The following is a 26281-nucleotide window of genomic DNA, read 5'->3' as shown; positions in this document are numbered from 1 at the left end:
TTCAAATCCGGCCCCCGCTACCAATTGGGTTTTGGCGTAAAACCCGAAACCAGGCGAACAAATCGGCATTGCCGATCAAGGTCGTCGCCGAGCGCGGACCGTTTCAAATTTGGTTGCGCAGGCAATTGAGATGCAAGGAACGGTTTGCTTTGGTAAGCCGTTGTATGATCAAAGTCTGGGTGGGTTTATCCCGCGCAGCATTGGTTAAAGTGCCTGCTGTGAAGCATGCGCTGAAATACCTGGGGGTGTTTCGAAAAAAGGATGTATTTAAGGCCCCTCATGTAGGGGTTTTTTGGTTTTTGAGCGTTGCTTTTTTTGGTGCGCTTGGTGTGGATGGGCCTCTGGCGACACAAGGTACCCTGTTGTGTTGCTGCAGTTGGCCTTTTTTTGTCATTCTGAATTTTTCTAGAATGATGTTACAAGGTAAGAATAGGCGTTATTCGTGGCAAAAAACGATGAAATACAGGCTTTGATTGAGCCTGTGATAGTAGGAATGGGCTTTACCCTGTGGGGTATTGAATATCTGCGTAATGGTAAGTTTTCAACGCTGAGGATCTTTATCGATCACGAAGATGGTATTCATGTTGATCATTGTGCGGAAGTAAGCCGGCAGGTTGGCGCCGTAATGGACGTCGAAGATCCCATTACTGGAAACTACAGTCTTGAGGTCTCTTCTCCTGGTATGGACCGCTCGCTGTTCACTATTGAACAGTACGCCGCTTATACTGGTGAATGGGCTGAAATTAAATTGCGCCATGCCTTTGAAGGCCGTAAAAACTTTAAAGGCGTGCTCGGCGGTATTGAAGATGAAAATGTAATTGTGGCGGTCGATGGTGTCGAGTTTTTACTGCCCATCGAAAGTGTCGAGAAAGGTCGGGTCATTCCGAACTTTAAGTAATTTTTAGTTAATAATGATTTTAAATTCAACGAGCGGTTACGCTCAAGCGAAAGGAAGGGGCTGAAACGATGAGTAAAGAAATTCTCCTAGTCGTAGATGCAGTTGCAAATGAGAAGGGCGTTTCCCGCGAAGTAATTTTCGACGCGATGGAATTGGCTTTAGCAACCGCCGCGAAAAAGCGATTGAATGACGAAGGAGAGCCCGATATTTACGTCGTTATAGACCGTAAGACCGGTGAATATGAAACCTTCCGTCGTTGGTTAGTAATGGACAATAGCGGAGTCCCTACCCTCGGTTCTGAGTGGACAACCCAGGAAGCGCATGAGGTTGACCTAACCTTACAGCCGGGTGATGTTTATCAAGAAAAAATCGAAGGCGAAAAATTCGGCCGCATCAGCGCCCAAGCAGCCAAGCAGATAATAGTGCAAAAAGTTCGCGATGCCGAGCGCGCTCGAATCGTTGATGCCTACCGTGATCGGATTGGTGAGATGGTGTCCGGGACGGTCAAGAAGGTTTCGCGTGAAGGTCTTATCCTCGACTTGGGCAATAATGCTGAAGCCGTGTTGCCTAGAGAGCAGATGATTGGTCGAGAAAATTTCCGCATGTCGGATCGCGTTCGAGCCGTCCTGCACAGCATCAAGCCTGAAGGTCGCGGCCCCCAGCTTGAGTTGAGTCGATCAAGCAACCATATGCTAATTGAATTGTTCCGTATAGAAGTGCCGGAGATTCAAGAAGAGCTGTTAGATATCCGCGCTTGTGCTCGTGACCCAGGTCTACGGGCAAAAATTGCGGTTAAGACTAATGATAAGCGCATTGACCCGATCGGTGCTTGTGTCGGCATGCGCGGCTCACGTGTTCAGGCCGTCTCGAATGAGCTGGGCAATGAACGAGTCGATATTATTCTCTGGGACGACAACCCTGCGCAGTTGGTTATTAATGCCATGGCGCCTGCAGAAGTCGCCTCCATAGTAATGGACGAAGAAACCAATTCCATGCAGGTTGCCGTCGCGGCAGAGAACTTAGCGATGGCCATCGGTCGGAGCGGACAGAATGTTCGTTTGGCCAGTGAACTGACGGGCTGGACAATTAATGTCATGACCGAAGATGAGGCAGGTGCCAGGCAAGAACAGGAAGTAGGACAGCTCGTTAGTCATTTTGTCAGCAAGATGGATATAGATGAAGAAATCGCCATTGCGCTTGTCGAAGAAGGTTTCACCACGCTGGAAGAGGTGGCGTATGTGCCCCTTAGCGAGATGCTGGAAATCGACGGTTTTGACGAAGACTTGGTTAATGAGTTGCGCCAGCGGGCTAAAGATATACTGCTCACGCAGGAATTGGCCTCTGAAGAAGAACTCGAATCTGCGCAGCCCCATGCAGATTTGTTGGCCCTTGAAGGCATGAATGAACACTTAGCGCTTGTATTAGCAAGTAAAGGCATTGTTTCCATGGAAGATGTCGCAGAGTTAAGCATTGATGAGTTTATGGAAGCTACGGGTCTGGAAGAAGAACAATCCGGCAAACTCATTATGGCTGCTCGCGCACCATGGTTTGAAAACGAATAGGCGGTAAGGAGAGCTCTATGTCAGAAGTTACGGTAAAACAGTTAGCCGAGTCCGTCGGCACGCCAGTGGAAAAACTGCTCACTCAGATGGGTGCGGCCGGTTTACCACATAAGAACGAATCAGATTCGGTGAATGACGACCAGAAGCATAAGTTGTTGTCGCATTTGAAGAGCAGTCATGGTGAGAGCAGTGATGCCCCAACCAAGATTACCCTCAAGCGGAAAATCACCACGACCTTAAAGTCCGGCGGTGGCTCTAAATCTAAAACCGTTAGCATCGAAGTTCGCAAGAAACGAACCTATGTGAAACGCGATGAAGTAGAAGGCGCAGAATTAGACAGTGCAGGTGTCCCGGTTGTTAAGGTTGAAGACGATCGTGCCACTCAGCGTGCCAAAGAAGATGCGACGCTTGACGCGGCGCGTTTGAAGGCGTCTTTAGAAAAGAAAGCCAAAGAAAATCAAGGCGTTCAGAATTCTGAAGCCGACAGTACTGAGCCGTCTAAAGGCGCCGCAGCGCTCAGTCAGCCAAACGTTAGCGTAGCTCCAGCAGGCGATGTTGCCGGCGCTGAAGCGAAGATGGGTAAAGAAGACCGCACCTCCGATAAGAAGAAACATTCTAAGGATCGCGAGCCGGTTCGACGCACGGAAGATGGTAATGCAGCAGCTGCTGACAGTGGCCGCAAAGCCGGTCACAAGAAGGTTGGCAAGAAAGCTGAAGTGCAACGTGCATCAACGCACCGTTCGGGCAACAAGCATCAACAGATGCTGACAGCGCTCGACGAGGATAGCTTCAGCGCCCGTCGCCGCAAGGCCAAGAAAGCGAAGAAGAATCTTGAGCACCAGTTCGAAAAACCGACGGCGCCAGTTATTCGTGTCGTGGAAATTGGTGAAAGCATCACCGTTGGCGAATTGGCCCAACAGATGGCCGTTAAGTCGGCCGATGTGGTCAAGATGTTGTTTAAGATGGGTGTGATGGCGACGGTGAATCAGCCGCTTGATCAGGATACGGCCATTTTAATCGCCGAAGAAATGGGTCACAAATACCTTATTGTTAACGATAACCTGCTCGAAGATACCATGATGGAAGTTACCTACAGTGGCGAGGTCGGTCCTCGTGCACCGGTCGTCACGGTAATGGGTCACGTCGACCATGGTAAAACCAGCTTGCTCGACTTTATCCGTAAGTCTCGAGTTACGGCCGGCGAGTCAGGCGGTATTACTCAGCATATTGGTGCTTACCATGTGGAATCTGCCCGCGGCATGATTACCTTCTTGGATACACCAGGACACGCGGCCTTTACCGCCATGCGTGCCCGTGGCGCCAAGGCGACCGATGTTATTATCTTGGTGGTCGCCGCCGATGATGGGGTTATGCCTCAGACGATCGAAGCGGTAACACATGCGCGTGCAGCCGGCGTGCCGATCGTGGTCGCGATCAACAAGATGGATAAAGAAAGCGCTGATCCGGAACGCGTGATCAACGAGCTCTCGCAGCACGGTGTTATTCAGGAATCGTGGGGCGGTGATACGCAATTTATCCAAGTGTCGGCCCATTCGGGTCTAGGCATCGACGAATTGCTAGAAGCCGTGTCACTTCAAGCTGAATTGCTGGAATTGCGAGCTCACCACACCGGTCCTGGTAAAGGCGTGGTTATCGAATCCAGCCTGGACAAAGGACGTGGCGCGGTTGCTACCGTCCTGGTGCAGTCGGGTTTATTGAAGCGCGGTGATGTTATCTTGGCCGGTTCCTTTTACGGTCGGGTACGTGCCCTGCTTGACGAGACCGGTAAGCCGGCTGATCAAGCAGGACCGTCGATTCCAGTTGAAGTGCTGGGCCTGAACGGTACGCCCAATGCCGGTGATGAGTTTGTTGTTGCCGAGAACGAACGGGCTGCACGCGATGTTGCTAACCTGCGCTACTCGCGCACCAAAGGCGCGATACATTCCTTGCAGCAGGCTGCAAAGCTGGATGCATTGTTTGCCAACATGGACGGTTCCGAGCGCAAAGTGCTCAACGTCGTCCTGAAGGCGGATGTCCGCGGTTCGTTGGAAGCCATAACCGGTTCATTGCTCAAGCTGGGTAACGACGAGGTTAAGGTTAATATAGTGTCCAGTGGTGTTGGCGCTATCTCCGAGTCCGATTCCAATCTGGCTATCAGCGCTCATGCGGTAGTGTTCGGCTTCAACGTTCGTGCGACCGGCAATGCCCGAGAAGTTATCGAACGCGGTGGTTTGGATTTACGATACTACAACGTTATCTACGACCTGATCGATGATGTCCGAGCGGCATTGAACGGCATGTTGTCACCTGAATTGCGTGAAGAGTTCGTCGGCCTAGCGGTTGTGCGTGACATCTTTAATTCACCCAAATACGGTCAGATAGCCGGTTGTATGGTTATCGATGGCTCTGTGCATCGTAGCAAGAAGATCCGTGTGTTGCGTGAAGAGGTCGTGATCTATGAAGGCGAGCTCGAGTCGTTGCGGCGCTTTAAAGACGATGTCCAGGAAGTTCGTCAGGGTATGGAATGTGGTATCGGTGTGAAGAACTACACCGACGTCCAGGTCGATGACAAGATTGAAGTGTTTGATATCCGTGAAGTCGCCCGTACCATCGACGACTAATTGCAGTAATAAATAGAAACCGGCCAGGCCTCGCGGCTGGCCGGTTTTTTTCGTTTTAGAGAGGTGTGATATGGCCAGTAATATGAGCCGCATTCGGAAAATTGGGGATCAGATTCAACGCGATCTGTCTAAGATAATCCAACAAGAAGTGAAGGACCCTCGGGTCGGTATGGTCACGGTCAATGACGTCAAGGTGTCAACCGACCTGTCCTATGCCGAGATCTACTTTACCTGCATGGCCTTTGGCCCGCAGGCGGACGAAGAAGCCCAAGCGAAGACCCGCATCGAGCAGCAGAAGGTACTCAATAATGCGGCGGGATTTATGCGCACGCGTTTGGCTCACGGGCTCAGTCTGCGGGTAATACCGATGCTCCGGTTCCATTACGACGCGGTTATTGACTCCGGGTCCAAGGTATCGGCGCTGATCGACCGTGCCGTATCAGAAGACACGTTGCGCTCCCAGGCGTCCGAAGAGGAAGAATAAAGATGGCTCGACGCCGCAAAGGGCGCCCACTCAACGGTGTGCTCCTAGTCGACAAGCCGCACGGCTTTTCCTCCAATGCACTGTTGCAAAAGGTACGTTGGCTATACCAGGCGCAGAAGGCCGGTCATACCGGTGCGCTTGATCCCTTGGCTACTGGCCTGCTGCCGATCTGTTTCGGCGAGGCAACCAAGTTCACCCAATTTCTACTCGATGCCGATAAGCGTTATTTGACCACGGGTCTACTCGGTATCGCCACCGACACGCTCGACGCCGAAGGGCAGATCATTGCCACCGCTGCGGTTCCGGAGCTGAGTGCCGCCGACATTGAGGCCGTCCTGAGAGATCGTTTTGTCGGCCCGATCGAACAGATTCCACCGATGTATTCGGCCCTAAAACGCGATGGTAAGAAGCTCTATGAGTTGGCGCGTGCGGGCATCGAAATTGAATTGACGGCGCGTCCGGTGAGCATCTTCGAGAACCGCCTGAACGCTTGGGCCAGTCCTGACCTTAGCCTAGAAGTAAAGTGCTCCAAGGGTACTTATATTCGTACCTTGGTGGCCGATATTGGCGTTGCATTGGGCACGGTTGCGCACGTTACTGCGTTGCGCCGCACGGAGCACGGCCAGTTTAATATCGCCCAAGCGATCAGTTTGGACGCCCTGATCGAGCTGCAAGAGCGCGGTGCTATCGATGAGATGGATCAGCTATTGATCTCGATCGACCAGCTACTGATCGATCTGCCGGTGATCCAATTGACGGCGGATCGGGCCAAGTATTTCTCCAATGGCAATGACGTGCAGACCGATCATGCGCCGGGTCAGGCCCGGGTCTATGGCCCGGATCAGGATTTCTTGGGTGTCGGGCAAGTCTCTGACGTGGGCCGGCTGCAGCCTGAACGGCTAATTGCTCGGGCAGATGTTTAAGAGGTTGGTTCGTGTTCAGCCCTCGTGTATAATTTCCACCGTTCATCAGTCTGGTCGATGATGACAGGAATGCAGCTGTTAATGTGCACGGCTAGCATTTTCTATCAATAGCACATTCATGGAGTAACTAAACGATGGCATTAAGCGTCGAAAAGAAAGCAGAAATTGTCAAAGAATACGGTCAAAGCGAAGGTGATTCAGGTTCTCCTGAAGTTCAGGTCGCTCTGTTAACGATCAACATCGAGACCTTGCAGTCTCACTTCAAGGAACATGCGAAAGACCACCATTCGCGTCGTGGCTTGATACGGATGGTAAACCAGCGTCGTAAGCTGTTGGATTACTTGAAGAGCAAAGATGTTACTCGTTACGCAACCTTGATCAAGCGTCTCGGCCTACGTCGATAAGACCGCGTTCTCTAAAAAGGGCCCCCAATGGGGCCTTTTGTCATTTTCGGCTGCCGACGACCTTGTTGACTGCCATTGCTACGACTTCTATATTGACTCCACCCATAAAAAACGGCCTAACAACGATTACCGCCCAGTATTGCATTGGGGCTTCTATCAGTGTGCTTGAGCATCTTGCGATACCCTCCAGCGCAGTGATAGAAGCATCGTTGTTACCGTCTCTACGAGGAAATTACCGTGCTTGAACTTATCCCGAAAACCACCACCTTTACCTTTGGTGGCAAGAACGTCACCCTGGAAACCGGTCGTATTGCCCGCCAGGCCACCGGCGCGGCTTTGTGTACCATTGGTGACATCATCGTGCTGGCGACTGTTGTGGCCACCGACTCGGCCAAACCGGGCCAGGATTTCTTCCCGCTGTCCGTGCATTACCAAGAAAAGCACTATGCAGTTGGTCGCATTCCCGGTGGTTACCTGAAGCGCGAAGGTCGTCCGTCCGAAAAAGAAACTCTGACCTCGCGTCTGATCGACCGTCCAATTCGGCCCTTGTTCCCTAAGGGCTTTATGAATGAGGTGCAGGTTGTTATCAACGTCCTGTCGGCCAACAAGACCGATGACCCGGATATCGCTGCTATGCTGGCGACCTCGGCGGCCTTGGCCATCTCTGGCATTCCATTCAGTGGTCCTATTGGCGCCGCGCGCGTTGCCTACACCGATGCCAACGGCTACCAGCTCAACCCGACCTACGAAGAGCTGCTCGGTTCGCGTTTGAACATGGTTGTTGCCGGTACCGAAGATGCGGTCTTGATGGTTGAATCGGAAGCCCAAGAAATGTCTGAAGATCAGATGTTGGGTGCGGTATTGTTCGCGCATGAAGAATTTCAAACCGCGATCACAGCGATCAAAGCCTTTGCCGCCGAAAACGGCAAGCCAAGCTGGGATTGGCAGCCTGCTGTTGAGAACGTTGAGCTGAAAGCCAAAGTCGCTGACGCCTTTACCGCGCGTATTTCTGACGCCTATCAGGTGGCCGACAAGATGGTGCGTTACACCGCCCTATCTGCTCTGCGTGCCGAGGCTATCGAATCCTTAGCCAGCGCGGATGGCGAAACCTCGAAAGAGTCGGTCAGCGCCATGTTCAGCAAAATTGAAAAGGCTACCGTGCGTAAGCGCATCGTCGATGGTCACCCGCGTATCGATGGCCGAGACGGCAAGACCGTTCGTCCGATCAAGGTTGAGATCGATGTACTGCCCGGGGCCCACGGCTCGGCTCTGTTTACCCGAGGCGAAACCCAGGCTTTGGTCACCGCGACGCTAGGTACGTTGCGTGACGGTAAGATGGAAGACATGTTGGCCGGTACTGTGACCGACAACTTCATGCTGCATTATAACTTTCCTCCGTTCAGCGTCGGCGAAGCCGGTCGTATGGGTGGCATTGGTCGTCGTGAGATCGGTCATGGTCGGTTGGCTAAACGTGGCGTTTTGGCCATGATGCCGTCGATCGACGATTTTCCATACACTGTACGAGTCGTGTCTGAGATTACCGAATCCAATGGTTCGTCATCAATGGCATCCGTCTGTGGTGCGTCTCTGGCCCTGATGGACGCTGGCGTGCCGGTTAAGTTCCCGGTGGCCGGTATCGCCATGGGTCTGGTCAAAGAGGGTGATCAGTTCACCGTATTGACCGACATCTTGGGCGATGAAGATCACTTGGGTGATATGGACTTTAAGGTTGCTGGTACCGAAAACGGTATTACGGCGCTGCAGATGGACATTAAAATCCATGGCATTACCGAACAGATTATGGAAATTGCGCTCGAGCAAGCCATGGAAGCGCGTCTGCATATTCTCCGCGAGATGGCCCAGGTCATTGGCTATGCGCGTCCAGAACTGCCCGATAATGCCCCGACCATGCAGACCATGCGGGTCGATCAGGACAAGATTCGCGACGTAATCGGCAAGGGCGGCGCGATGATTCGCTCCATCGTTGAAGAGACTGGCGCGCAGGTCGATATCCAGGATGACGGCTCTATTCGTCTCTATGCGCCGACCAAGGAAGCGGCCAACGCGGCCCGTGATCGTATCTTGGCCATTACCTCTGAGCCTGAGATCGGTACGGTCTACCTCGGTAAGGTTGCACGACTGGCCGACTTTGGTGCCTTCGTAACCTTCTTGCCGGGTAAAGATGGCCTGGTGCACATTTCTCAGATCGCTGCAGAGCGTGTAGAGAAGGTGTCCGACAAGATCAAAGAAGGGGAAGAGGTCTACGTTAAGGTATTGGACGTCGACGCCCGCGGTCGAGTTAAGTTATCGATGAAAGAAGTAACTGAAGAAGACAAGGCCAAAGTAACAGCCTAAAGGCCCGGTCTAGACGCAAAAAAACCCGCCAACCGGCGGGTTTTTTTTGCCTGCAATTAATGCCTCCCGCCGTTAAAAAAGTATCTCAGGCGAGTCGTCGGCCTGGCCGTCGAGCGCCGTCGTGGGTGCCTGTTGCTCAACGCTGAAGTCAATATTGAGCGTAGTACTGGTGAAGGTTGTGGGCACATTGTCGGCCTTAAAGAACTCAAAGCGGGCATCCTTGGTGTTCGGTGTTGCCAGCAAACCGGTCTTCGGGTCGATCCGTACTTGCACAATACCGACCGGTTGCGGCAGGTTATTGCTCGGTCTATTGGCCAGGGCCACGGTCATAAATTCAATCCACCCAGGCAGTGCCGCCTTGCCACCGAACTCGTTGTAGCCAAGCGACGTATTCGAGTCGAAACCGACCCAGGTTGAGGCCACATAATCGCCGTTATAACCGGTAAACCAGGCATCCACCGCGTCGTTGGTGGTGCCGGTTTTGCCCGCTAGATCGTCACGCGGCAAGGCGCGTTTTGCCGCCCGAGCCGTGCCGAGCAAGACCACATCCTTGAGCATGGAGTCGATCAGAAAGGCCGTCTGCGGTGACACCACTTGAGGCGCGTAACGCTTCACCGCAATCGGCACCGACGGCGCGCTGGCCGAACCTTCATCAACGTTCAGGGCAAGGGGCTGGATATCGATGGCCGTGCTTTGGCTGGAGTCGGCCGGCGCAAAAACATTGGGCGCCTCGGGGCAACCGCGACAGACGATCGCCGGGTTGGCCTGAAAGACGATGTTGCCATTAGAGTCTTCGATTCGATCGATAAAATAGGGTTCAACCTGATAGCCGCCATTAGCAAAAACGGCGTAGCCGGTGGCTATCTCCATCGGCGACATGGCGGTACTACCTAACACCAGAGTCATATCATTTGACAGTCGCTCGCTATCGAAGCCGAACCGACTGATATAATCACGGGTATAGCGAATGCCGATATCGTCCAGAACTCGGATGCTAGAGAGATTACGCGACTGATATAAAGCCTGGCGCAAGGGAATGGGGCCAAGGTAACGGTCGCCAGAATTTTTCGGTCGCCAGACACCTTCTAGGGTGGAGTCCGAGCGCACGATGGGTGCGTCGTTGACAATGGTCGCCGGGGTATATCCCTTGTCCAAGGCGGCACTGTAGACGAAGGGTTTGAAGTTCGATCCCGGCTGACGATTGGACTGCACGGCGCGGTTGAATTTGGATAGCTGATAGTCAAAGCCACCCACAAGTGCTTGGACGCTGCCATCAAGCGGCGCGAGCGCCACCAAGGCGCCTTGTACAAAGGGGATTTGAGCCAGTTGCCAGCCTTGCCCGGTGGCTTCCAGGCGGACTATATCTCCGGGCACCGCAACATCCTCAGGCACCTTGATCGCCGGCCCCTTCTCATCCACCTTGATGCGCTTACGTGCCCAGCTCAGATCCGCCATAGGCAACAAGACCGGGGTGGTTTCGCCCTTGGGAATAACGTACAAACCCAATTCGTCACCTGGTACCACGAGCGCGGGCACCAGACCGCCGCGTGGATAGAGCTCGTTCAGCCCGGCCATATCGACCTGTTGACTGGGATCCTGACCGCTCAGGTGTTGCTCTGGGCCAAGATAGCCATGGCGCCGGGAGTAATCGACCAGCGACTTGCGTACACCGCGATTGGCTGCCTTCTGCAGGTCGCTATTGACCGTGGTATAGACCGTATAGCCGTCATCGTAGGCGGCCAAGCCGAACCGTTCCACCATCTCAGCGCGCACCATCTCAGCCAAATAGAAGGCCTCAAACTCCGGATTATTACCATGATAGGTTGCCGTAATAGGCGCTTCAATGGCGCTTTGATATTCGCTGTCGGTGATAAATTGATTCACCCGCATGGCGGATAAAACGGCATTGCGTCGCTTCTTGGCGCGCTGTTTGTTGGCGATCGGGTTGGCGCTCGAGGGCGCCTGGTGTAAGCCGGCAATCATCGCTAGTTGCGGCAGTGTCAGGTCGTTGATGTCTCGGCCGTAATAGACGGTTGCCGCGGCCTGAATGCCATAAGAACGGTATCCGAGGAAATGTTTATTGATATAGAGCTCGAAAATTTCAGACTTAGACAGTTCACTTTCCATCTTTAGGGCCAGCAGTATTTCCGTGAACTTACGCGTGAAAGTCTTTTGCTGAGTGAGAAAGTAGTTGCGCGCGACCTGCTGAGTCAGGGTAGAGCCGCCGGCACCCTCCCGATCGCCGGTAATCAGCAAGTCAAGCACAACCCGGCTAAAGCGAATCGGATCCACCCCGCGATGCTCTTCAAAGCGCTTATCTTCGATCGCGATCAGCGCTTGGACAAAGCGGGGCGGAACTTGTTGATAGGTCAAAGGTGATCTACGCTTTTCTCCATACTCTGCGATAAGTTGTCCATCAGCGCTGAGCACCCGCATGGGTGTTTGCAGTTTGAAGTCCTTCAAAGTCTGGACATTGGGCAGCGCCGGAGACAAGTAGAGATACATGCTGGCGGAAATGAGAACTGTGCCGCAAATCGAAGCAAAAAGTGCCCATATTAGAAAACGTATTGATTTACCAATGAAGTTCATAATTTTCCAAGAAAATTAACAAGTTACGCCAAACATTCGACACCAAGTGTGGATTATAAGCTTAAATTCGAGTTTTTTATACATTGCGGATTGGTCTAGAGTGATATGTAATATTTAATGTAAAAACTAATAAGTGCACGTAAGTGCATGTTATAAAAGGGAATTATCGGTGGCCTCCTTATTTAAAAAGAAGCAGAAAAGGTTGCTTGGCATCGACATTAGTTCCACTTCGGTGAAGTTAATGGAGCTGAGTCGTTCAGGTGATGGGTATCGAATTGAAGCTTATGCGGTGGAACCGCTGCCCGACAACGCAGTGGTCGAGAAAAACATCAACGACGAGGCCAGCGTTGGCGAGGCCATTGAAAAGCTGAAATCCAAGTCGCGCACTAAGTTAACCGATGCCGCCGTCGCGGTCGCCGGGTCCTCAGTGATCACCAAAATCATTGAAATGAGTGCCGGTCTCAGCGACGAACAGATGGAGTCCGATATCCAGGTTCAAGCAGATCAATACATCCCCTATCCGCTCGATGAGGTCGCGATCGACTTTGAAGTTCAGGGCGTCTCATCCAAGGGGGACAATCTGGTTGACGTCCTACTAGCGGCTTGCCGAAAAGAAAATGTCGAATACCGAGAAACGGCCTTAGGCATTGCGAATCTGAACTGTGTCGCGGTCGATGTTGAGGCCTTCGCCTTGGAGCGGGCCTATACCCTGATGATGCCTCAACTGCGGCACAGCCAGGAGGGTATCACCGTTGCCATCGTCGACGTGGGTCACACCATGACCACGCTCAGTGTCATAAACGACAGTAAGATCATCTACACCCGCGAGCAGTTGTTCGGTGGCAAACAGCTCACCGAAGAAATCATGCGCCGCTATGGCATGACCCAAGCCGAGGCCGGTTTGGCGAAAAAGCAGGGCGGTTTGCCCGATGACTACCGCGGCGAAGTGTTGGAGCCCTTTAAGGAGGCGGTCGTGCAGCAGGTTAGCCGCTCGTTGCAATTCTTCTTTGCAGCCTCCCAATACAACGATGTCGATTATATTATTTTAGCCGGTGGTACCGCCTCTATCCCAGGCCTCGCGCAGCGTGTACAGGAGAAAATCGGCACCAATACCCTGGTTGCTAACCCCTTTGCGAATATGACGCTATCGGGCAAGGTCAATGCTGCGAATCTGACCAATGATGCGCCAGCGATGATGATTGCTTGCGGTTTGGCGCTGAGGAGCTTTCAAGATGGCAAATATTGATCTACGTCCTTGGCGCGAAGAGCGCCGCAAGGCGCGACAGAGTCAATTCGTCACCGTACTCGCCGGCATTGCCGTGGTCGCGGCGGCTGGCGGCTGGTACTGGAATCAAACGGTTCAGGGGCAAATCGATTTTCAGAGCGCCCGCAATGCCTACCTCGAGAGTCGGATTACGGATTTGGACTCTAAGATCCAAGAAATCCAATCCCTGCGCCAACAACGCGCGCAACTGATCGAACGGATGAGTGTGATTCAAAGCCTGCAGGGCGATCGGCCGATTATCGTGCATATATTCGAAGAGCTGGTCAATGCTACTCCGGAGGGCGTGTATTTTCTCGATCTCGCGTCAGCGGGCAGTACCATTACCATTGCCGCCCGAGCCGATAAAACTGTCAGTATCTCCGACTTCTTGCGTAATTTGGACACCTCTCCCTGGTTTGATGCCGCCTTTATGATGGGTATGGAGTCGATCAAGGATGGCCAGGAAGTGATCGGTCATAAATTCAACGTGCGGGTCAATCGGGTCAATCCTCTAAAAGAGGAGGAGGTGCAGTCATGAAAATGAAGGAATTTCTCGACGGCTTCAAACAGGAGAATTTTGACTACCAAAACCCCGATTTCAACAATATGGGCTCATGGCCCTTGGCGATTAAATTAGCCACCCTGGTGTTAATCAGTGTGCTCATCGTCTTCGGTTTTTATTGGTTTGCGGTAAAGGACTCCAAGGTTCGCTTCCAGGGCGCGCTGGCCAAGGAGCCCACTTTGAAGCAGCAATATCAAAGTAAATCGTTCCAGGTGGCTAACCTAGACGCCTTTAAGCTGCAGTTGGTCGAAATGGAGGAAACCTTTGGCACACTCTTATCGCAATTGCCCGATGACTCTGAGATGCCTGGCCTACTCGATGATATCAGCACCACCGGCACTCAAAGCGGACTGGAAATCGACAAGATAACGCCTAGCGCCGATATCACTCAGGAATTTTATATAGAAACGCCGATTGCTATCACGGTGCGCGGTTCGTTCCATGAGATGGGTAACTTTGTCAGCTCGATGTCGGCCATTCCCCGAATCGTGACCCTGCACAACTTTAGCATCAAAGGGGCTGCCAATCGGTCGGATGCGGAAGGGGAGGCGCCCTTGATGATGACTATCGAGGCCAAGACCTACCGCTACAAAGGGGATGAGCGATGAATCCGTATCTACGCAATCACGCCAGCCGGATGTTCCTGGTGCTGATGGCATCGGCGTTAACGGTGGCTTGTGTGCGCACCGACCCCTTGACCGACCTGAAGGCCTTCGTGCAGGAGCAGGATGCCAAGCCCAAAGGCGCCATCGAACCGCCGCCGGTATTTTTAGCGCCGGACTTTGTCTCCTATACGGCGAGCAGTAAGCGCTCCCCCTTTGAGGTGCCTCGGCCGGTGGAATTGATACAGGAAGAGAAAAGCGCACCGAGAAGCAATATTCGGCCGGATCAGCTGCGGGTAAAGGAGTATTTAGAAACCTTTCGTATTGAGAACATTGCCATGGTCGGCACCCTCTCGGGCTATACCGACGACGTCACGCTCTGGGCCCTAGTCAAAGATGGTCAGGGTGAAGTACACCGGGTAAAGGCTGGGAATTATTTAGGTCGTAACTTCGGTCGAATTATAGAAATTAGCGAAACTCAAATTGATCTAATAGAAATAGTGCCAACTGGAAAAGAAAACTGGGTCGAGCGCCCAAGGGTTTTGATTCTTGTCGGGTTGGATCAATAAAACAGCGTCTTGAGGTGATCATTGTGAAGGTGCAACAAAAAATGAAGCAGGTTTCAATTTTCTTCGCTGTACTATTTGCGACCCATGCATTTGCGGTTAATTTAACCGATTTTGAGGTGTCGTCCCTATCTGGGGACCGCACCCAGATACTCCTTACCTTTGACGGCGCTGCGCCGGATCCGGTGGGCTACAGCATCGAGAGCCCCGCACGAATTTCGTTAGATTTTGCGGACACTCAGAGCAAGCTGGCCGAGAAGTATATTCAGATCAGCAGCGGTAATACCCGCAATGCGGCGATCCTGGATACCGGTGGGCGGACCCGCGTGGTCTTTAGCCTAACCAAGCTGGTGAGCTATGCCTCGACCGTGAACGGCAATGTGGTGTCGATTTTTATTGGCGAAGGGGTGGCGGCCTTGGCGGAGCAAAAGACCAATGCTCTTGTTAGTTCGCCTGAGACCAATGTCAGCACCCCAATGAGCTCGCAACGCACTGCAACGGTGGCCAATGAAATCAAGAATGTCGATTTTCGCCGCACCGAAACCGGTGCCGGGCAGGTGGTGGTCGAGTTTGCCAGTTCGGCGGCCAATGCCTCGGTGTTCGAGCAGGGTGGCAATATTATGATCCGGGTGGAAGACTTCGAAGTGCCCCCTGAATTACGTCGCCGGCTGGACGTCGTCGATTTTGCCACGGCCGTGCACTTTATTAATGTTTATAACGAAGACAACGGCGTGTTAATCCGCTTAGAAGTCGATGGTGACTACGACTATCTAGCCTATCAGTCGGACAACAGCATGACGGTTGAGGTCAATCAGCTCACCGAGGCGGAGTCTGAGGCGCGGCTGAAAGAGAAATTCCCCTACAATGGTGATAAGCTGTCGTTGAATTTCCAAGATATCGAAGTCCGAGATGTATTGCAGATTATCGCCAACTACGTCGGCATAAATCTGGTTGCATCGGATTCAATCAGCGGCAGCATTACCCTAAGGTTAAATAATGTTCCATGGGACCAAGCCTTGGATCTAGTGCTCAAGACCAATGGTCTGGATAAGCGGCAAAACGGTAATGTTTTGTTGGTGGCCCCGGCCGCAGAGCTGGCAGAACAAGAGCGGTTGGAGCTGACGGCGCGAGATCAGGCCGAACGATTGGCCCCCTTGCGGACCGAATATGTGCAAATTAATTATGCCAAGGCGACTGATTTGGCTGCTATTATTCAGTCGAATGTCACCACCAGTTCGGTAACGGAGTCGAGTACCGGTGAAGATCCCGTCACCACGACCACGAGCGCCAATGGCTTTTTATCGAAACGGGGCTCGGTTGCGGTAGATGAACGCACCAATACCCTGATCATTACCGATACCGGGGTGAATCTGGAAGACATACGCCAGGCCATCGCGATATTTGATGTTCCGGTCCGCCAGGTATTAATTGAAGCGCGCATCGTGACGGCGCGCACCTCGGTCGGCGAAGGCATGGGGATTCGTTGGGGTGGAGCGCTGACGCAAAACGCACTCGGCTCAACCTTCGTCGCTAGTGGGTCACTCGAGCAAAACGTGACGTCGATAAACAGTGCCGGTGCGACGACATCTTTTCCGGACGCACTGGCGGTTAACTTGCCGTTAGAGCAAAATACCGGATCGTTGGCGGTAGGCTTTCTGCGCGGGCTGTTTAATTTGGACTTGGAAATTACCGCTCTGGAGAGCTTGGGCCAGGCTGAAGTGATATCACAACCTAAGGTTATTACCTCCGATGGTCAGCAGGCGACTATCTTTTCCGGTCAAAATGTCGCTATTCTGGGCAAGTTGATCGAAGCGGGCTTAAAGCTCGAGGTAACGCCCCAGATTACGCCCGACAATAGGGTTGTGTTGAACTTAACGGTAAACCAGGATTCCATCTCACCACCGGAAGCCTCAGAGGGATTGGTCGCGATCGATACCAATTCGGTGACCACCCAAGTTTTGGTGGAAAACGGCGCGACTCTGGTATTGGGCGGAGTCTATCGGGTTGAAAAAAGCACCAGCACCCAAAAAACACCGATTCTGGGCGATTTGCCGTTTATCGGCTATCTGTTCAAACGGACTATTAGTTCGGATGAAAAATCCGAACTGTTAATATTTATCACACCCAGATTGGTTGAAGAGGGTCTTGTCTCAAACTGATGGAATCAACACAGCATATAATACTTATCGGGCCGATGGGTGCGGGCAAAAGCACCATTGGCCGGCTATTATCAGAACAGTTGGCGCTCGAATTTGTCGACCTGGATCGGCTCATCGAAGAGCGAGCCGGAGCCTCTATTGCCTGGATATTTGATATTGAAGGTGAAGAAGGGTTTCGTGAGCGCGAAACTCAGTCTCTGGAATTTATCCTCGATACCCCTGCGCAGATCATCGCCACCGGCGGTGGCTGTATATTGCGGCCGGAAAATCGCAACATGTTGGCGATGTCCGATCGAATCATCTATCTAGAGACGTCGATCGAGCAACAATTGGAGCGGACCGCAAAAGACAAAAACCGGCCCCTCTTGCAGACCGGCAATCCTGAACCCGTGTTGGTGGCGATGGCGGCACTGCGCAATCCGCTCTATCAACAGAGTGGCCGTTTGACGGTCGACACTAATGGCAAGCCGCCCAAGCTGGTGGTCCACGAAATTCTCAATTTTCTAGATGAAATCTAAAATGAAAACCTATCAAGTTGAACTCGGTGACCGCAGTTACCCTATCCATATCGGCCCCTGCCTATCGGACCAGCGTCTGCTGCAGGCGACTCTGACCCAACAAGAAATCCTCATCGTCACCAACGACACCATTGCCCCGCTGTATCTTGAGCGCGTTATGGCGCCCTTACGGGCGAGCGGCAAACAAGTAGCCGCCGTGATCCTGCCCGATGGCGAACAATATAAAAATCTCGCGACCTTAGATCTTATCTACGATGAGTTGTTGGCGCAAAACTTCAGTCGTAAGGTGGTCTTGGTGGCCCTGGGTGGCGGGGTCGTCGGTGATATGACCGGCTTTGCGGCGGCTAGCTATCAACGCGGTGTTGATTTTGTCCAGATACCGACCACCCTGCTGTCCCAAGTTGACTCATCGGTGGGTGGTAAGACCGGTGTGAATCATCCCTTGGGTAAGAATATGATCGGTGCCTTTAAACAGCCGCTCGCGGTCTTTATTGATCCCAGTACCCTGTCGACGCTGCCGAAGAATGAGTTCGCGGCCGGTTTTGCCGAGGTGATCAAACATGGCGTGATTCAGGGGGCGGACTATTTCGCCATGCTCGAGACCCGACTCGCGGACATTTTCGCGCTCGATATGAGTGCGCTGATTGAGGTTATTTCCGGCTCCTGTGCGATCAAATCCTCTGTGGTCGCCCAGGATGAAACCGAGCAGGGGCTGCGTGCTATCTTGAATTTTGGTCATACCTTCGGCCATGCCATCGAAACAACCATGGGCTACGGCCAATGGTTGCATGGCGAGGCCGTCGCCGTGGGCATGGTGATGGCGACCGACCTGTCGAGCCGTCTGGGTCTGATCGAACCCGCGCTGGCCGAACGTATTATTCACCTGGTCGAGCAGGCCGGTCTGCCGATACAGGCTCCGGACAAAATGACCGTAGATTCCTTTCTGACCGCCATGTATCGCGATAAGAAGGTCGACGCCGGAACCCTGCGCTTGGTCTTAGTCCGGGCCCTGGGTGATGGTTTTCTGACGGCAGAATTCGACCCCTCCGCATTAAAAGACACTTTAGCCGCTTTTTGTGACGGATAGTCGTCCAAGCAACTAGACAGCCAGACCTTTTGTCGTTTAAATGAACCGACGTGAAACTGAGGGCAGAAGCGGTGGACATGTCGGAACAAACAGAACGAATGCAGTCAATGTACCATCTTCAACACGACCCCTTTGGTGCGCTGGTGGACGCCATGGTGTTCAGTGGTGCTGGTGGGCGTTACGAAACGGCTGAAACCATTCGGCATTTACTTACCTACAGTCATCAGGACAGCTTAGTCCTGGGGCAGGCGGGTACGGGCAAGCGAATGTTGGCACAACAGGTGCTAAAAATGCTCGAAGAGCATTGGCGTGTTGCCTGGATCGATGGGTCGGAGACCGATTCCCTGGTCGATCTACTGCGCGAAATAGTTGGCCAGCTGGGTCTTGGCTTGCGGCTCGACGCCGACGCCGATGAATTGTTGCAACGAATTATTGAGATTACCGCAGCCCGCACCCACAACGACGAGTCCTTTCTGATTGTTATCCAATTTGCCGACCGTCTGCCGGTCGATATCTTAGCTAAATTAAAGTTGTTACGCGGTACCGGCGAGGCATTAGAGTCGCGTGTGCGTCAACTCTGGTTATGTAACAGTCTCGATGATTTCGTCGCACCGCTCGATGAAGACGATTGGTATGCGCATCCGCTCGAAAGGTTCAATGACACCGCGGCCGAGCAGTACATCAAGGATCGACTGATTGGCGCCGGCAATGTCTCCGGCGTGCCCATCGGTGTTAAGGATATTCACCGTTTGAATCAGATGGCGGGTGGCTTGCCCGATCGGCTGAATGAATTGGCGCGCGACTACCTGATCAGTACCACCTTTAAGACTGGCGAAAAGGGTCGTTCATTTCCTTTCACCCATGTGATGGCCGGGTTGGCCGCCGTGGTGCTCGTCGTTATTGCCTATGTCTATAATGAAAGTGTTGGCGAGCGTGAGGTCGTCACCATCGTTCCCGTCGCTGTGCAGCCGATGTCGGCGGTGGAGAAGAAACTCGCCGAGGCGGTTGCAAGCGTTGAGGCCAAGCAGCAGAACCTGGTCGCAAAGGAGGAGCCGGTCGCACTGCTCGAAACGCCCATAGCCCTAGCGGACACGACGATACTCGCGCCTGTAGCCCCCGAGGCGCCGCAAGCCGCTAAGATAGTCGAACTGCCCAAGGCTGTGGTGCCGTCGGCCGAACCCCAGTCGGTTAAAGTACCGGTGAGCGTTACTAAGGTCGCTGCGGCACCGGCCAAGGCGCGGCTTTTAACGAATGGCGCTCCGGAGGCCTTTACCCAGCAACTGATCGGGGTGCGCGACAGGACCATGCTGGAACAGCTGCTACCCCAGTTTGCTGCGTTAGAGTCAGTCGATATCGTTGAGTCGGTGCACAAGGGCAAGGCCTGGTTTATCTTAATTCATGGCCAATTTGATACCAAGGAAGCGGCGCTGCAGGCTACAGCAGGGCTGCCCGCGATATTTAAGGATCAAACACCCTGGATTCGGACCTTTAAGTCAATTCGGACCGAAGCGGTTCGCTAGCCCCGCGCAGGTCCCGCGCTCGTTCGGGCAAGCATTACTGCCTTGAGGGCTAGCCCAGCATAGCCGGGTTTAGCCCCTCCCTCATCCTGTCAAAACCCTTTCATAGTAGGCCTCAAGATAAAAATACCCTCTTAATATACCGTTATAAATATTTTTCGCGCCAAGTCAATATTAGACTCAATGGTATCAATCTTATGATGTTTAGCGGTTGTGTATGAGTGGCTTGCCCCTCGGAGCAATGGCCGTAGCTGTCAAATCAGGAAAGAAGAGGGTCGATATGAGTCAAGGTCTATACAATCCGGCGGAATTTCGTGACAACTGTGGCTTCGGCCTGATTGCCCATATGCAAGGTGAGCAGAGCCATCACCTGTTGCAGACCGCAATCGAATCGCTTACCTGTATGACGCACCGCGGTGGCATCGCCGCCGACGGTAAAACCGGTGATGGCTGTGGTTTGCTGATCCAGATGCCCAAGACATTCTTCGCCGAAAAGGCTTGGCAGCAGTTCCAAGTGGATCTGGGCGAACATTTCGCGGTCGGCATGGTCTTTTTGAGCCAGGATACTGCCAAAAATGCCGCGGGCAAGCAGGCCCTGGAAGCCAGTTTACTCGCCCAACAATTGACCGTAGTCGGTTGGCGCTCGGTACCGATCGATACCCAGGTCTGCGGACCGATGGCAATCGATTGCCTACCCGATATTCAACAGGTGTTTGTTACCGGCACCAGCCAAGAAGAGTTGCCGGTCAAGCTCTATACCGCCCGACGTAAGGCCGAGCAGGCCATGGTTGCGGATGAAGAATTCTATATCTGTTCCTTGTCGCACACCGTGGTGTCCTATAAGGGGCTGGTGATGCCGGTCGATCTGCCGAGCTTTTATCCCGACCTGGCCGATGAGAAGCTGGAAACCGGTATCTGTGTTTTTCACCAGCGCTTCTCCACCAATACCCTGCCCAAGTGGCCGCTGGCGCAGCCCTTTCGACTGCTTGCGCACAATGGCGAAATCAACACTATTTCCGGTAACCGCAACTGGGCGCGCGCGCGCGTTAGTAAGTTTGCCAATGACAATATTCCGCATCTGGAGGACCTGCAGCCGTTGGTTAATACCACCGGGTCGGATTCCTCCAGCATGGACAACATGCTCGAGCTAATGCTGCTCGGTGGCATGGACCTGTTTCGTGCCTGCCGCACGATGATTCCGCCCGCTTGGCATAACGTCGAGCATATGGATGCCGAGCTCAAAGCCTTTTATGAATTTAACTCCATGCATATGGAGCCGTGGGACGGCCCGGCGGGTATCGTTTTGACTGACGGTCGCTATGCCGTTTGCCTGCTCGATCGAAATGGACTGCGGCCGGCGCGCTGGGTGATTACCAAAAATGGTTATATCACCTTGGCCTCGGAAGTGGGCACCTTTCAATACAAGCCGGAAGATGTGGTCGCTAAGGGGCGCGTGGGCCCGGGTCGAATTCTAGCCATCGATACGCTGACCGGAGAGTTCCTAGAAACCGACACCATCGATAATCGCCTCAAGAAGGCGGCACCTTATAAAGACTGGCTCAAGGCAAACGCCGTGCGCTTGCGCAGCCGCTTTGAATTGGCCGAAGAGGGCGATGGCTCCTCGATGAATCCAGATGAGGTGCAGGCCTATCAGAAGCTCTTCCAAGTTAGTTACGAAGAGCGCGATCAGGTGATTCGACCGTTGGCCGAAACCGGTCAGGAAGCTGTGGGCTCGATGGGCGATGACACCCCGATGGCCGTGCTGTCGCATAAGATCCGCCCGGTGACCGACTATTTTCGCCAGCAGTTTGCTCAGGTCACCAATCCACCGATCGATCCATTGCGCGAATCGATCGTGATGTCATTGGAAACCTGCTTGGGGCCCGAGGCCAACCTGTTTAACCCTCAGGCCGAGCACGCGACCCGCCTAATCCTCGCATCACCGGTGCTCTCGCCGCTGAAGTTTCAAAACATGAAGCGTCAGGAATCGCCGCAGTTTCGCCATCAACTTTTGAGCTTGGGCTACAGCGAGGCCGAGGACTTGGAGCAGGTGCTGCGTGACTTGGCGGATGCGGCTGAGCTTGCCAGTCGGGACGGGGTGAAAATTTTGATTCTGTCCGATCGCCTCTTGCAGGCCAATCAACGGGTCATACCCGCTGTGATGGCCACTGGCGCCGTGCATCATCGGTTGGTCAATAGCGGCCGTCGCTGTGATACCAATATAGTCTTGGACAGCGGTGCCATCCGCGATCCGCATCAGTTTGCCGTGGCAATAGGTTTCGGCGCGACTGCGGTCTACCCCTACCTAGTCTATGAGCTGATCGACGATATGACTCGCACCGGCGAGTTGCTCGGCGATCATCATTTGCTGCATAAAAATTATCGCCAAGGCATCAATAAGGGCCTGTTGAAAATCATGTCCAAGATGGGTATTTCAACCATCGCCTCATATCGAGGCGCGCAGTTGTTTGAAGCGGTCGGTCTGGCCGATGAAATAGTGGATTTCTGTTTCAGCGGTGTCCCCAGTCGTATTCAGGGCGCCCAATTCAAGCACTTTCAAGAAGAAATCGACCAGCTGGCCAAGCTGGCTTGGCTGCCGCGCAAACGGATCGATCAGGGCGGCAAGTACAAGTATATCCATGAGGGTGAATACCATGCCTTTAACCCTGAGGTCATCACCACTATTCAGAAGGCGGTGCAGCTTGGCGACTCCGCCAGCTATCGGGAGTTTGCCGCACTGGTCAATGACCGCGAGCCGGCGACCTTACGCGATCTTTTTAACCTCGACAGCGCGCGCCCAGCGATTCCATTGGATCAAGTCGAACCGGTTGAGTCGCTCTATACGCGCTTTGATTCCGCGGCCATGTCCCTCGGGGCTCTATCGCCGGAGGCGCATGAATCCTTAGCGGTAGCGATGAACGAACTCGGTGGTCGCTCCAATTCAGGCGAAGGCGGTGAAGATCCAAGGCGTCACGGCACCAATCGCCGCTCCAAAATCAAGCAGGTGGCCTCGGGCCGCTTCGGCGTCACGCCAGCCTATTTAATGAGTGCCGAAGTTCTGCAGATCAAGGTCGCTCAGGGCGCCAAACCCGGCGAAGGCGGTCAGCTGCCCGGTGGTAAGGTCAACAGCCTGATTGCCGAACTGCGTTATGCCGTGCCCGGCGTGACCTTGATCTCGCCGCCGCCGCATCACGATATCTATTCGATCGAAGATCTCGCCCAATTGATTTTCGATCTTAAGGAAATCAATCCCAAGGCATTGGTCTCGGTTAAGTTGGTCTCCGAGCCGGGGGTTGGCACCATCGCCGCCGGTGTCACCAAGGCTTACGCCGATCTGATTACCATTTCAGGCTATGACGGTGGCACCGCTGCCAGCCCGCTGACCTCGATTAAGCACGCCGGTTCGCCGTGGGAATTGGGTTTGGCTGAAGTACAGCAAACCTTGCGCGGCAATATGTTGCGCGATCGCGTACGGCTGCAAACCGATGGCGGATTGAAGACCGGCATGGACGTTATTAAGGCTGCCATTCTGGGTGCCGAAAGTTTCGGTTTCGGCACTACACCTATGGTCGCACTGGGCTGTAAATATTTGCGCATCTGCCACCTGAATAACTGCGCTACCGGTGTGGCCACTCAGGATGCGACGCTGCGTGAGCAGTATTTCCGTGGCACGGTCGATATGGTCAAGCACTATTTCCGCTTTGTCGCCGAAGAAGTTCGCGAGCTGCTGGCGCAACTGGGCTATGCCAGCTTGGGCGAACTGGTCGGGCAAACGCAGCTGTTAAAGGTGCGTACCGATCTAACCGGTAAACGTCAGAATCTCGATCTGTCGCATCTGTTGCACAGTGATCATGTCCCCGCGGACCGTCCGCAGACCTGTCAGGTCGAGCGCAATGTGCCATTCGACAAGGGCACCAAGCAGCGCGAAATATTTGCCGCGGTGCGCTCGGCGATCGAAGCCAAGAGTGGCGGAGAATTCAGCTTCACCATCGGTAACTGCGATCGCTCCCTGGGTGCGCTCTTATCGGGTGCCATTGCCGAAAAATATGGCAACCTGGGCATGAACGATCGGCCTATTACGCTCAAGCTGTCGGGCATTGCCGGGCAGAGTTTTGGTGTTTGGAACGCGGGTGGTTTGCACCTGATCCTCGACGGCGATGCCAACGACTATGTCGGTAAGGGCATGGCCGGCGGTAAGATTGTGATCCGTCCACCTAAGGGCAGCGCCTTTGAAACCCAAAAGACTTCGATCATGGGCAATACCTGCCTTTATGGCGCCACGGGCGGCAACCTCTATGCTGGCGGCGCGGCCGGTGAACGCTTTGCCGTGCGCAATTCCGGCGCCCATGCGGTTATCGAAGGCGCTGGCGACCACTGCTGCGAGTATATGACTGGCGGCATGGTCGCGGTGCTGGGTAAGGTGGGAGGTAACTTTGGTGCCGGCATGACCGGTGGCTTCGCCTATGTACTGGATCTGGAAAATTCCTTTGCCGACAAATATAACCGCGAGCTGGTGGATATTCACCGCGTCAGTACTGAGAAAATGGAAGGCTATCGTGATCATCTGTTTCGGGTGATCGAAACCTTTGTTGCGGAAACCCACAGCGCGTGGGGTGCCGAATTGCTGGATAATTTCGACGACTATGTCTCGAAGTTTTGGCTCGTCAAACCCAAGGCCGCCAGTTTAGCGGATCTATTGTCTAGCACCCGGGCACGCCCAGAATAATCGACGGAGAGCACAAGATGACCAATCGCTTACACAATGATTTTCAGTTTTTGGATGTCGGCCGTCGAGATCCGGCCAAAAAAGAGCTAGTTGCGCGGCAACAGCAGTTTGTTGAAATATACCAGCCCATGGGGCAGCGTCAGGCGGCTGAGCAGTCGCATCGGTGCCTAGAATGTGGCACGCCCTATTGTGAATGGAAATGCCCGGTGCATAACTACATTCCTAACTGGCTCAAGCTGGTTAGTGAGGGCAACATATTAGAGGCGGTTGAACTCAGCCATCAAACCAATTCCTTACCCGAGGTGTGCGGTCGGGTTTGTCCGCAGGATCGTCTGTGCGAAGGGGCCTGTACTTTGAACGATGAGTTCGGTGCCGTGACCATTGGTAACACCGAAAAATACATTACCGATACCGCGCTGGCCATGGGCTGGAAGCCGGATATGTCGAAGGTGGTGATGACCGGTAAGCGAGTTGCCATCGTCGGCGCCGGACCGGCCGGCATCGGCGCGGCCGATATCTTGATCCGCAATGGGGTCAAGCCGGTGGTATTCGACAAAAATCCTGAAGTAGGCGGTCTGCTGACTTTCGGCATTCCCGAATTTAAGCTGGAAAAATCGGTATTATCACGGCGCCGCGAAATTTTCACAGAGATGGGTATCGAATTCCGTCTCAATACCGAGGTCGGGGTCGATATCGACTTCCAGGCCCTGGTTGATGAATACGATGCCGTATTTTTGGGCATGGGCACCTACACCGCCATGAAGGGGGATTTCCCCGGTGAAGACTTGGCCGGTGTGCATGAAGCCCTACCGTTCCTGATCGCGAATGTGAATCACAACCAGGGTTGGGAAAAAAATCCGGCCGACTTTATCGACCTGGCGGGCAAGCGGGTGGTGGTCTTGGGCGGCGGTGATACCGCAATGGACTGCAATCGCAGCGCCATTCGCCAGCAAGCGGCCGGCGTGACCTGTGTTTATCGGCGCGACGAAGAAAACATGCCCGGTTCGCGCAAAGAGGTCGCCAATGCCAAGGAAGAAGGCGTGCAGTTTCGCTTCAATCGGCAACCGGTCGCCATTATCGGTGAGACCCGGGTCGAGGGCATTAAAGTGGTCTCAACCCGCCTGGGCGAAGCCGATGCAGCGGGCCGTCGCCATCCGGAAGTGATTGCCGGCAGCGAAGAGATCATTCCCGCCGACGCGGTGCTGATCGCCTTTGGTTTTCAGCCAAGTCCGGCGCCCTGGTTTGCCAATTTCGGGATCGAATTGGATGCCCGGCAACGGGTCGTCGCGCCCGAAAAGGCGCAGTATAAATTCCAAACCTCTAATGCCAAGGTCTTTGCCGGTGGCGATATGGTGCGCGGGTCTGACCTGGTGGTTACCGCCATCCACGAAGGGCGTCAGGCTGCCGAAGGGATGTTGGACTATTTAGGCGTTTAAGTCGGCCC

General features: G+C 53.7%; 19 protein-coding genes. 18 read left to right on the top strand and 1 reads right to left on the bottom strand.

Annotated features, from left to right (window positions below):
• From AC4FIC_RS13750 to pnp, 8 genes are all read left to right on the top strand, one after another.
• A partial coding sequence (locus AC4FIC_RS13750) for a hypothetical protein (RefSeq protein WP_476195124.1) occupies positions 1 to 473 on the top strand: 473 nt, incomplete at its 5' end.
• A complete protein-coding gene (gene rimP, locus AC4FIC_RS13745; protein ID WP_100256041.1) occupies positions 443 to 898 on the top strand; it encodes a ribosome maturation factor RimP in 456 nt (151 codons plus the stop codon). The genes AC4FIC_RS13750 and rimP, both read left to right, overlap by 31 nt.
• A 68-nt stretch (positions 899 to 966) precedes the next feature.
• The gene (gene nusA, locus AC4FIC_RS13740) at positions 967 to 2460 is read left to right on the top strand and encodes a transcription termination factor NusA (RefSeq protein ID WP_100256042.1); all 1494 of its coding nucleotides are present in this window, start codon (positions 967 to 969) and stop codon (positions 2458 to 2460) included.
• A 17-nt stretch (positions 2461 to 2477) separates the two neighbouring features.
• Positions 2478 to 5081: a translation initiation factor IF-2 gene (gene infB, locus AC4FIC_RS13735; protein WP_100256043.1), complete on the top strand. Its 2604-nt coding sequence runs from the start codon at positions 2478 to 2480 to the stop codon at positions 5079 to 5081.
• A 70-nt stretch (positions 5082 to 5151) separates the two neighbouring features.
• On the top strand, positions 5152 to 5565 hold the full coding sequence (rbfA, locus tag AC4FIC_RS13730; RefSeq protein WP_100256044.1) for a 30S ribosome-binding factor RbfA: 414 nt from the start codon (positions 5152 to 5154) through the stop codon (positions 5563 to 5565).
• Positions 5566 to 5567: 2 nt separating this feature from the next.
• Positions 5568 to 6488: a tRNA pseudouridine(55) synthase TruB gene (truB, locus tag AC4FIC_RS13725; protein ID WP_100256045.1), complete on the top strand. Its 921-nt coding sequence runs from the start codon at positions 5568 to 5570 to the stop codon at positions 6486 to 6488.
• Between the two features lie 134 nt (positions 6489 to 6622).
• Positions 6623 to 6892: a 30S ribosomal protein S15 gene (gene rpsO / locus AC4FIC_RS13720; RefSeq protein ID WP_100256046.1), complete on the top strand. Its 270-nt coding sequence runs from the start codon at positions 6623 to 6625 to the stop codon at positions 6890 to 6892.
• Between the two features lie 237 nt (positions 6893 to 7129).
• A complete protein-coding gene (gene pnp / locus AC4FIC_RS13715; RefSeq protein WP_100256047.1) occupies positions 7130 to 9247 on the top strand; it encodes a polyribonucleotide nucleotidyltransferase in 2118 nt (705 codons plus the stop codon).
• Between the two features lie 72 nt (positions 9248 to 9319).
• Here pnp and AC4FIC_RS13710 read toward each other — a convergent pair whose 3' ends face one another.
• Entirely contained in the window at positions 9320 to 11683 is a 2364-nt protein-coding gene (locus AC4FIC_RS13710) for a penicillin-binding protein 1A (protein ID WP_227003808.1), read from the bottom strand.
• Positions 11684 to 12005: 322 nt separating this feature from the next.
• Here AC4FIC_RS13710 and AC4FIC_RS13705 point away from each other — a divergent pair, with 322 nt between their 5' ends.
• From AC4FIC_RS13705 to AC4FIC_RS13660, 10 genes are all read left to right on the top strand, one after another.
• Entirely contained in the window at positions 12006 to 13082 is a 1077-nt protein-coding gene (locus AC4FIC_RS13705) for a pilus assembly protein PilM (protein WP_100256049.1), read from the top strand.
• Entirely contained in the window at positions 13069 to 13638 is a 570-nt protein-coding gene (locus AC4FIC_RS13700) for a PilN domain-containing protein (RefSeq protein ID WP_100256050.1), read from the top strand. Before AC4FIC_RS13705 ends, AC4FIC_RS13700 begins: the two co-directional genes overlap by 14 nt.
• Entirely contained in the window at positions 13635 to 14270 is a 636-nt protein-coding gene (locus AC4FIC_RS13695; protein WP_227003741.1) for a type IV pilus inner membrane component PilO, read from the top strand. The genes AC4FIC_RS13700 and AC4FIC_RS13695 overlap by 4 nt, the downstream gene beginning before the upstream one ends.
• On the top strand, positions 14267 to 14833 hold the full coding sequence (locus tag AC4FIC_RS13690; protein ID WP_100256051.1) for a pilus assembly protein PilP: 567 nt from the start codon (positions 14267 to 14269) through the stop codon (positions 14831 to 14833). The genes AC4FIC_RS13695 and AC4FIC_RS13690 overlap by 4 nt, the downstream gene beginning before the upstream one ends.
• 41 nt (positions 14834 to 14874) lie before the next feature.
• Complete coding sequence (locus tag AC4FIC_RS13685; RefSeq protein WP_287419356.1) at positions 14875 to 16989, top strand: type IV pilus secretin PilQ; 2115 nt, start codon at positions 14875 to 14877, stop codon at positions 16987 to 16989.
• Complete coding sequence (gene aroK, locus AC4FIC_RS13680; RefSeq protein WP_273284675.1) at positions 16989 to 17507, top strand: shikimate kinase AroK; 519 nt, start codon at positions 16989 to 16991, stop codon at positions 17505 to 17507. The genes AC4FIC_RS13685 and aroK overlap by 1 nt, the downstream gene beginning before the upstream one ends.
• A 1-nt stretch (position 17508) precedes the next feature.
• A complete protein-coding gene (gene aroB, locus AC4FIC_RS13675) occupies positions 17509 to 18594 on the top strand; it encodes a 3-dehydroquinate synthase (RefSeq protein WP_273284673.1) in 1086 nt (361 codons plus the stop codon).
• A 77-nt stretch (positions 18595 to 18671) separates the two neighbouring features.
• On the top strand, positions 18672 to 20114 hold the full coding sequence (locus AC4FIC_RS13670; protein ID WP_145980214.1) for an SPOR domain-containing protein: 1443 nt from the start codon (positions 18672 to 18674) through the stop codon (positions 20112 to 20114).
• A 277-nt stretch (positions 20115 to 20391) separates the two neighbouring features.
• Entirely contained in the window at positions 20392 to 24837 is a 4446-nt protein-coding gene (gene gltB / locus AC4FIC_RS13665; protein ID WP_273284671.1) for a glutamate synthase large subunit, read from the top strand.
• 17 nt (positions 24838 to 24854) lie between these two features.
• On the top strand, positions 24855 to 26273 hold the full coding sequence (locus AC4FIC_RS13660; RefSeq protein ID WP_476195122.1) for an FAD-dependent oxidoreductase: 1419 nt from the start codon (positions 24855 to 24857) through the stop codon (positions 26271 to 26273).
• Positions 26274 to 26281: the final 8 nt, after the last annotated feature.

This window comes from Reinekea sp. (assembly GCF_982785585.1).
Note: the sequence above shows the minus strand (reverse complement) of the source record. Positions and strands in the feature narration are given on the sequence as shown.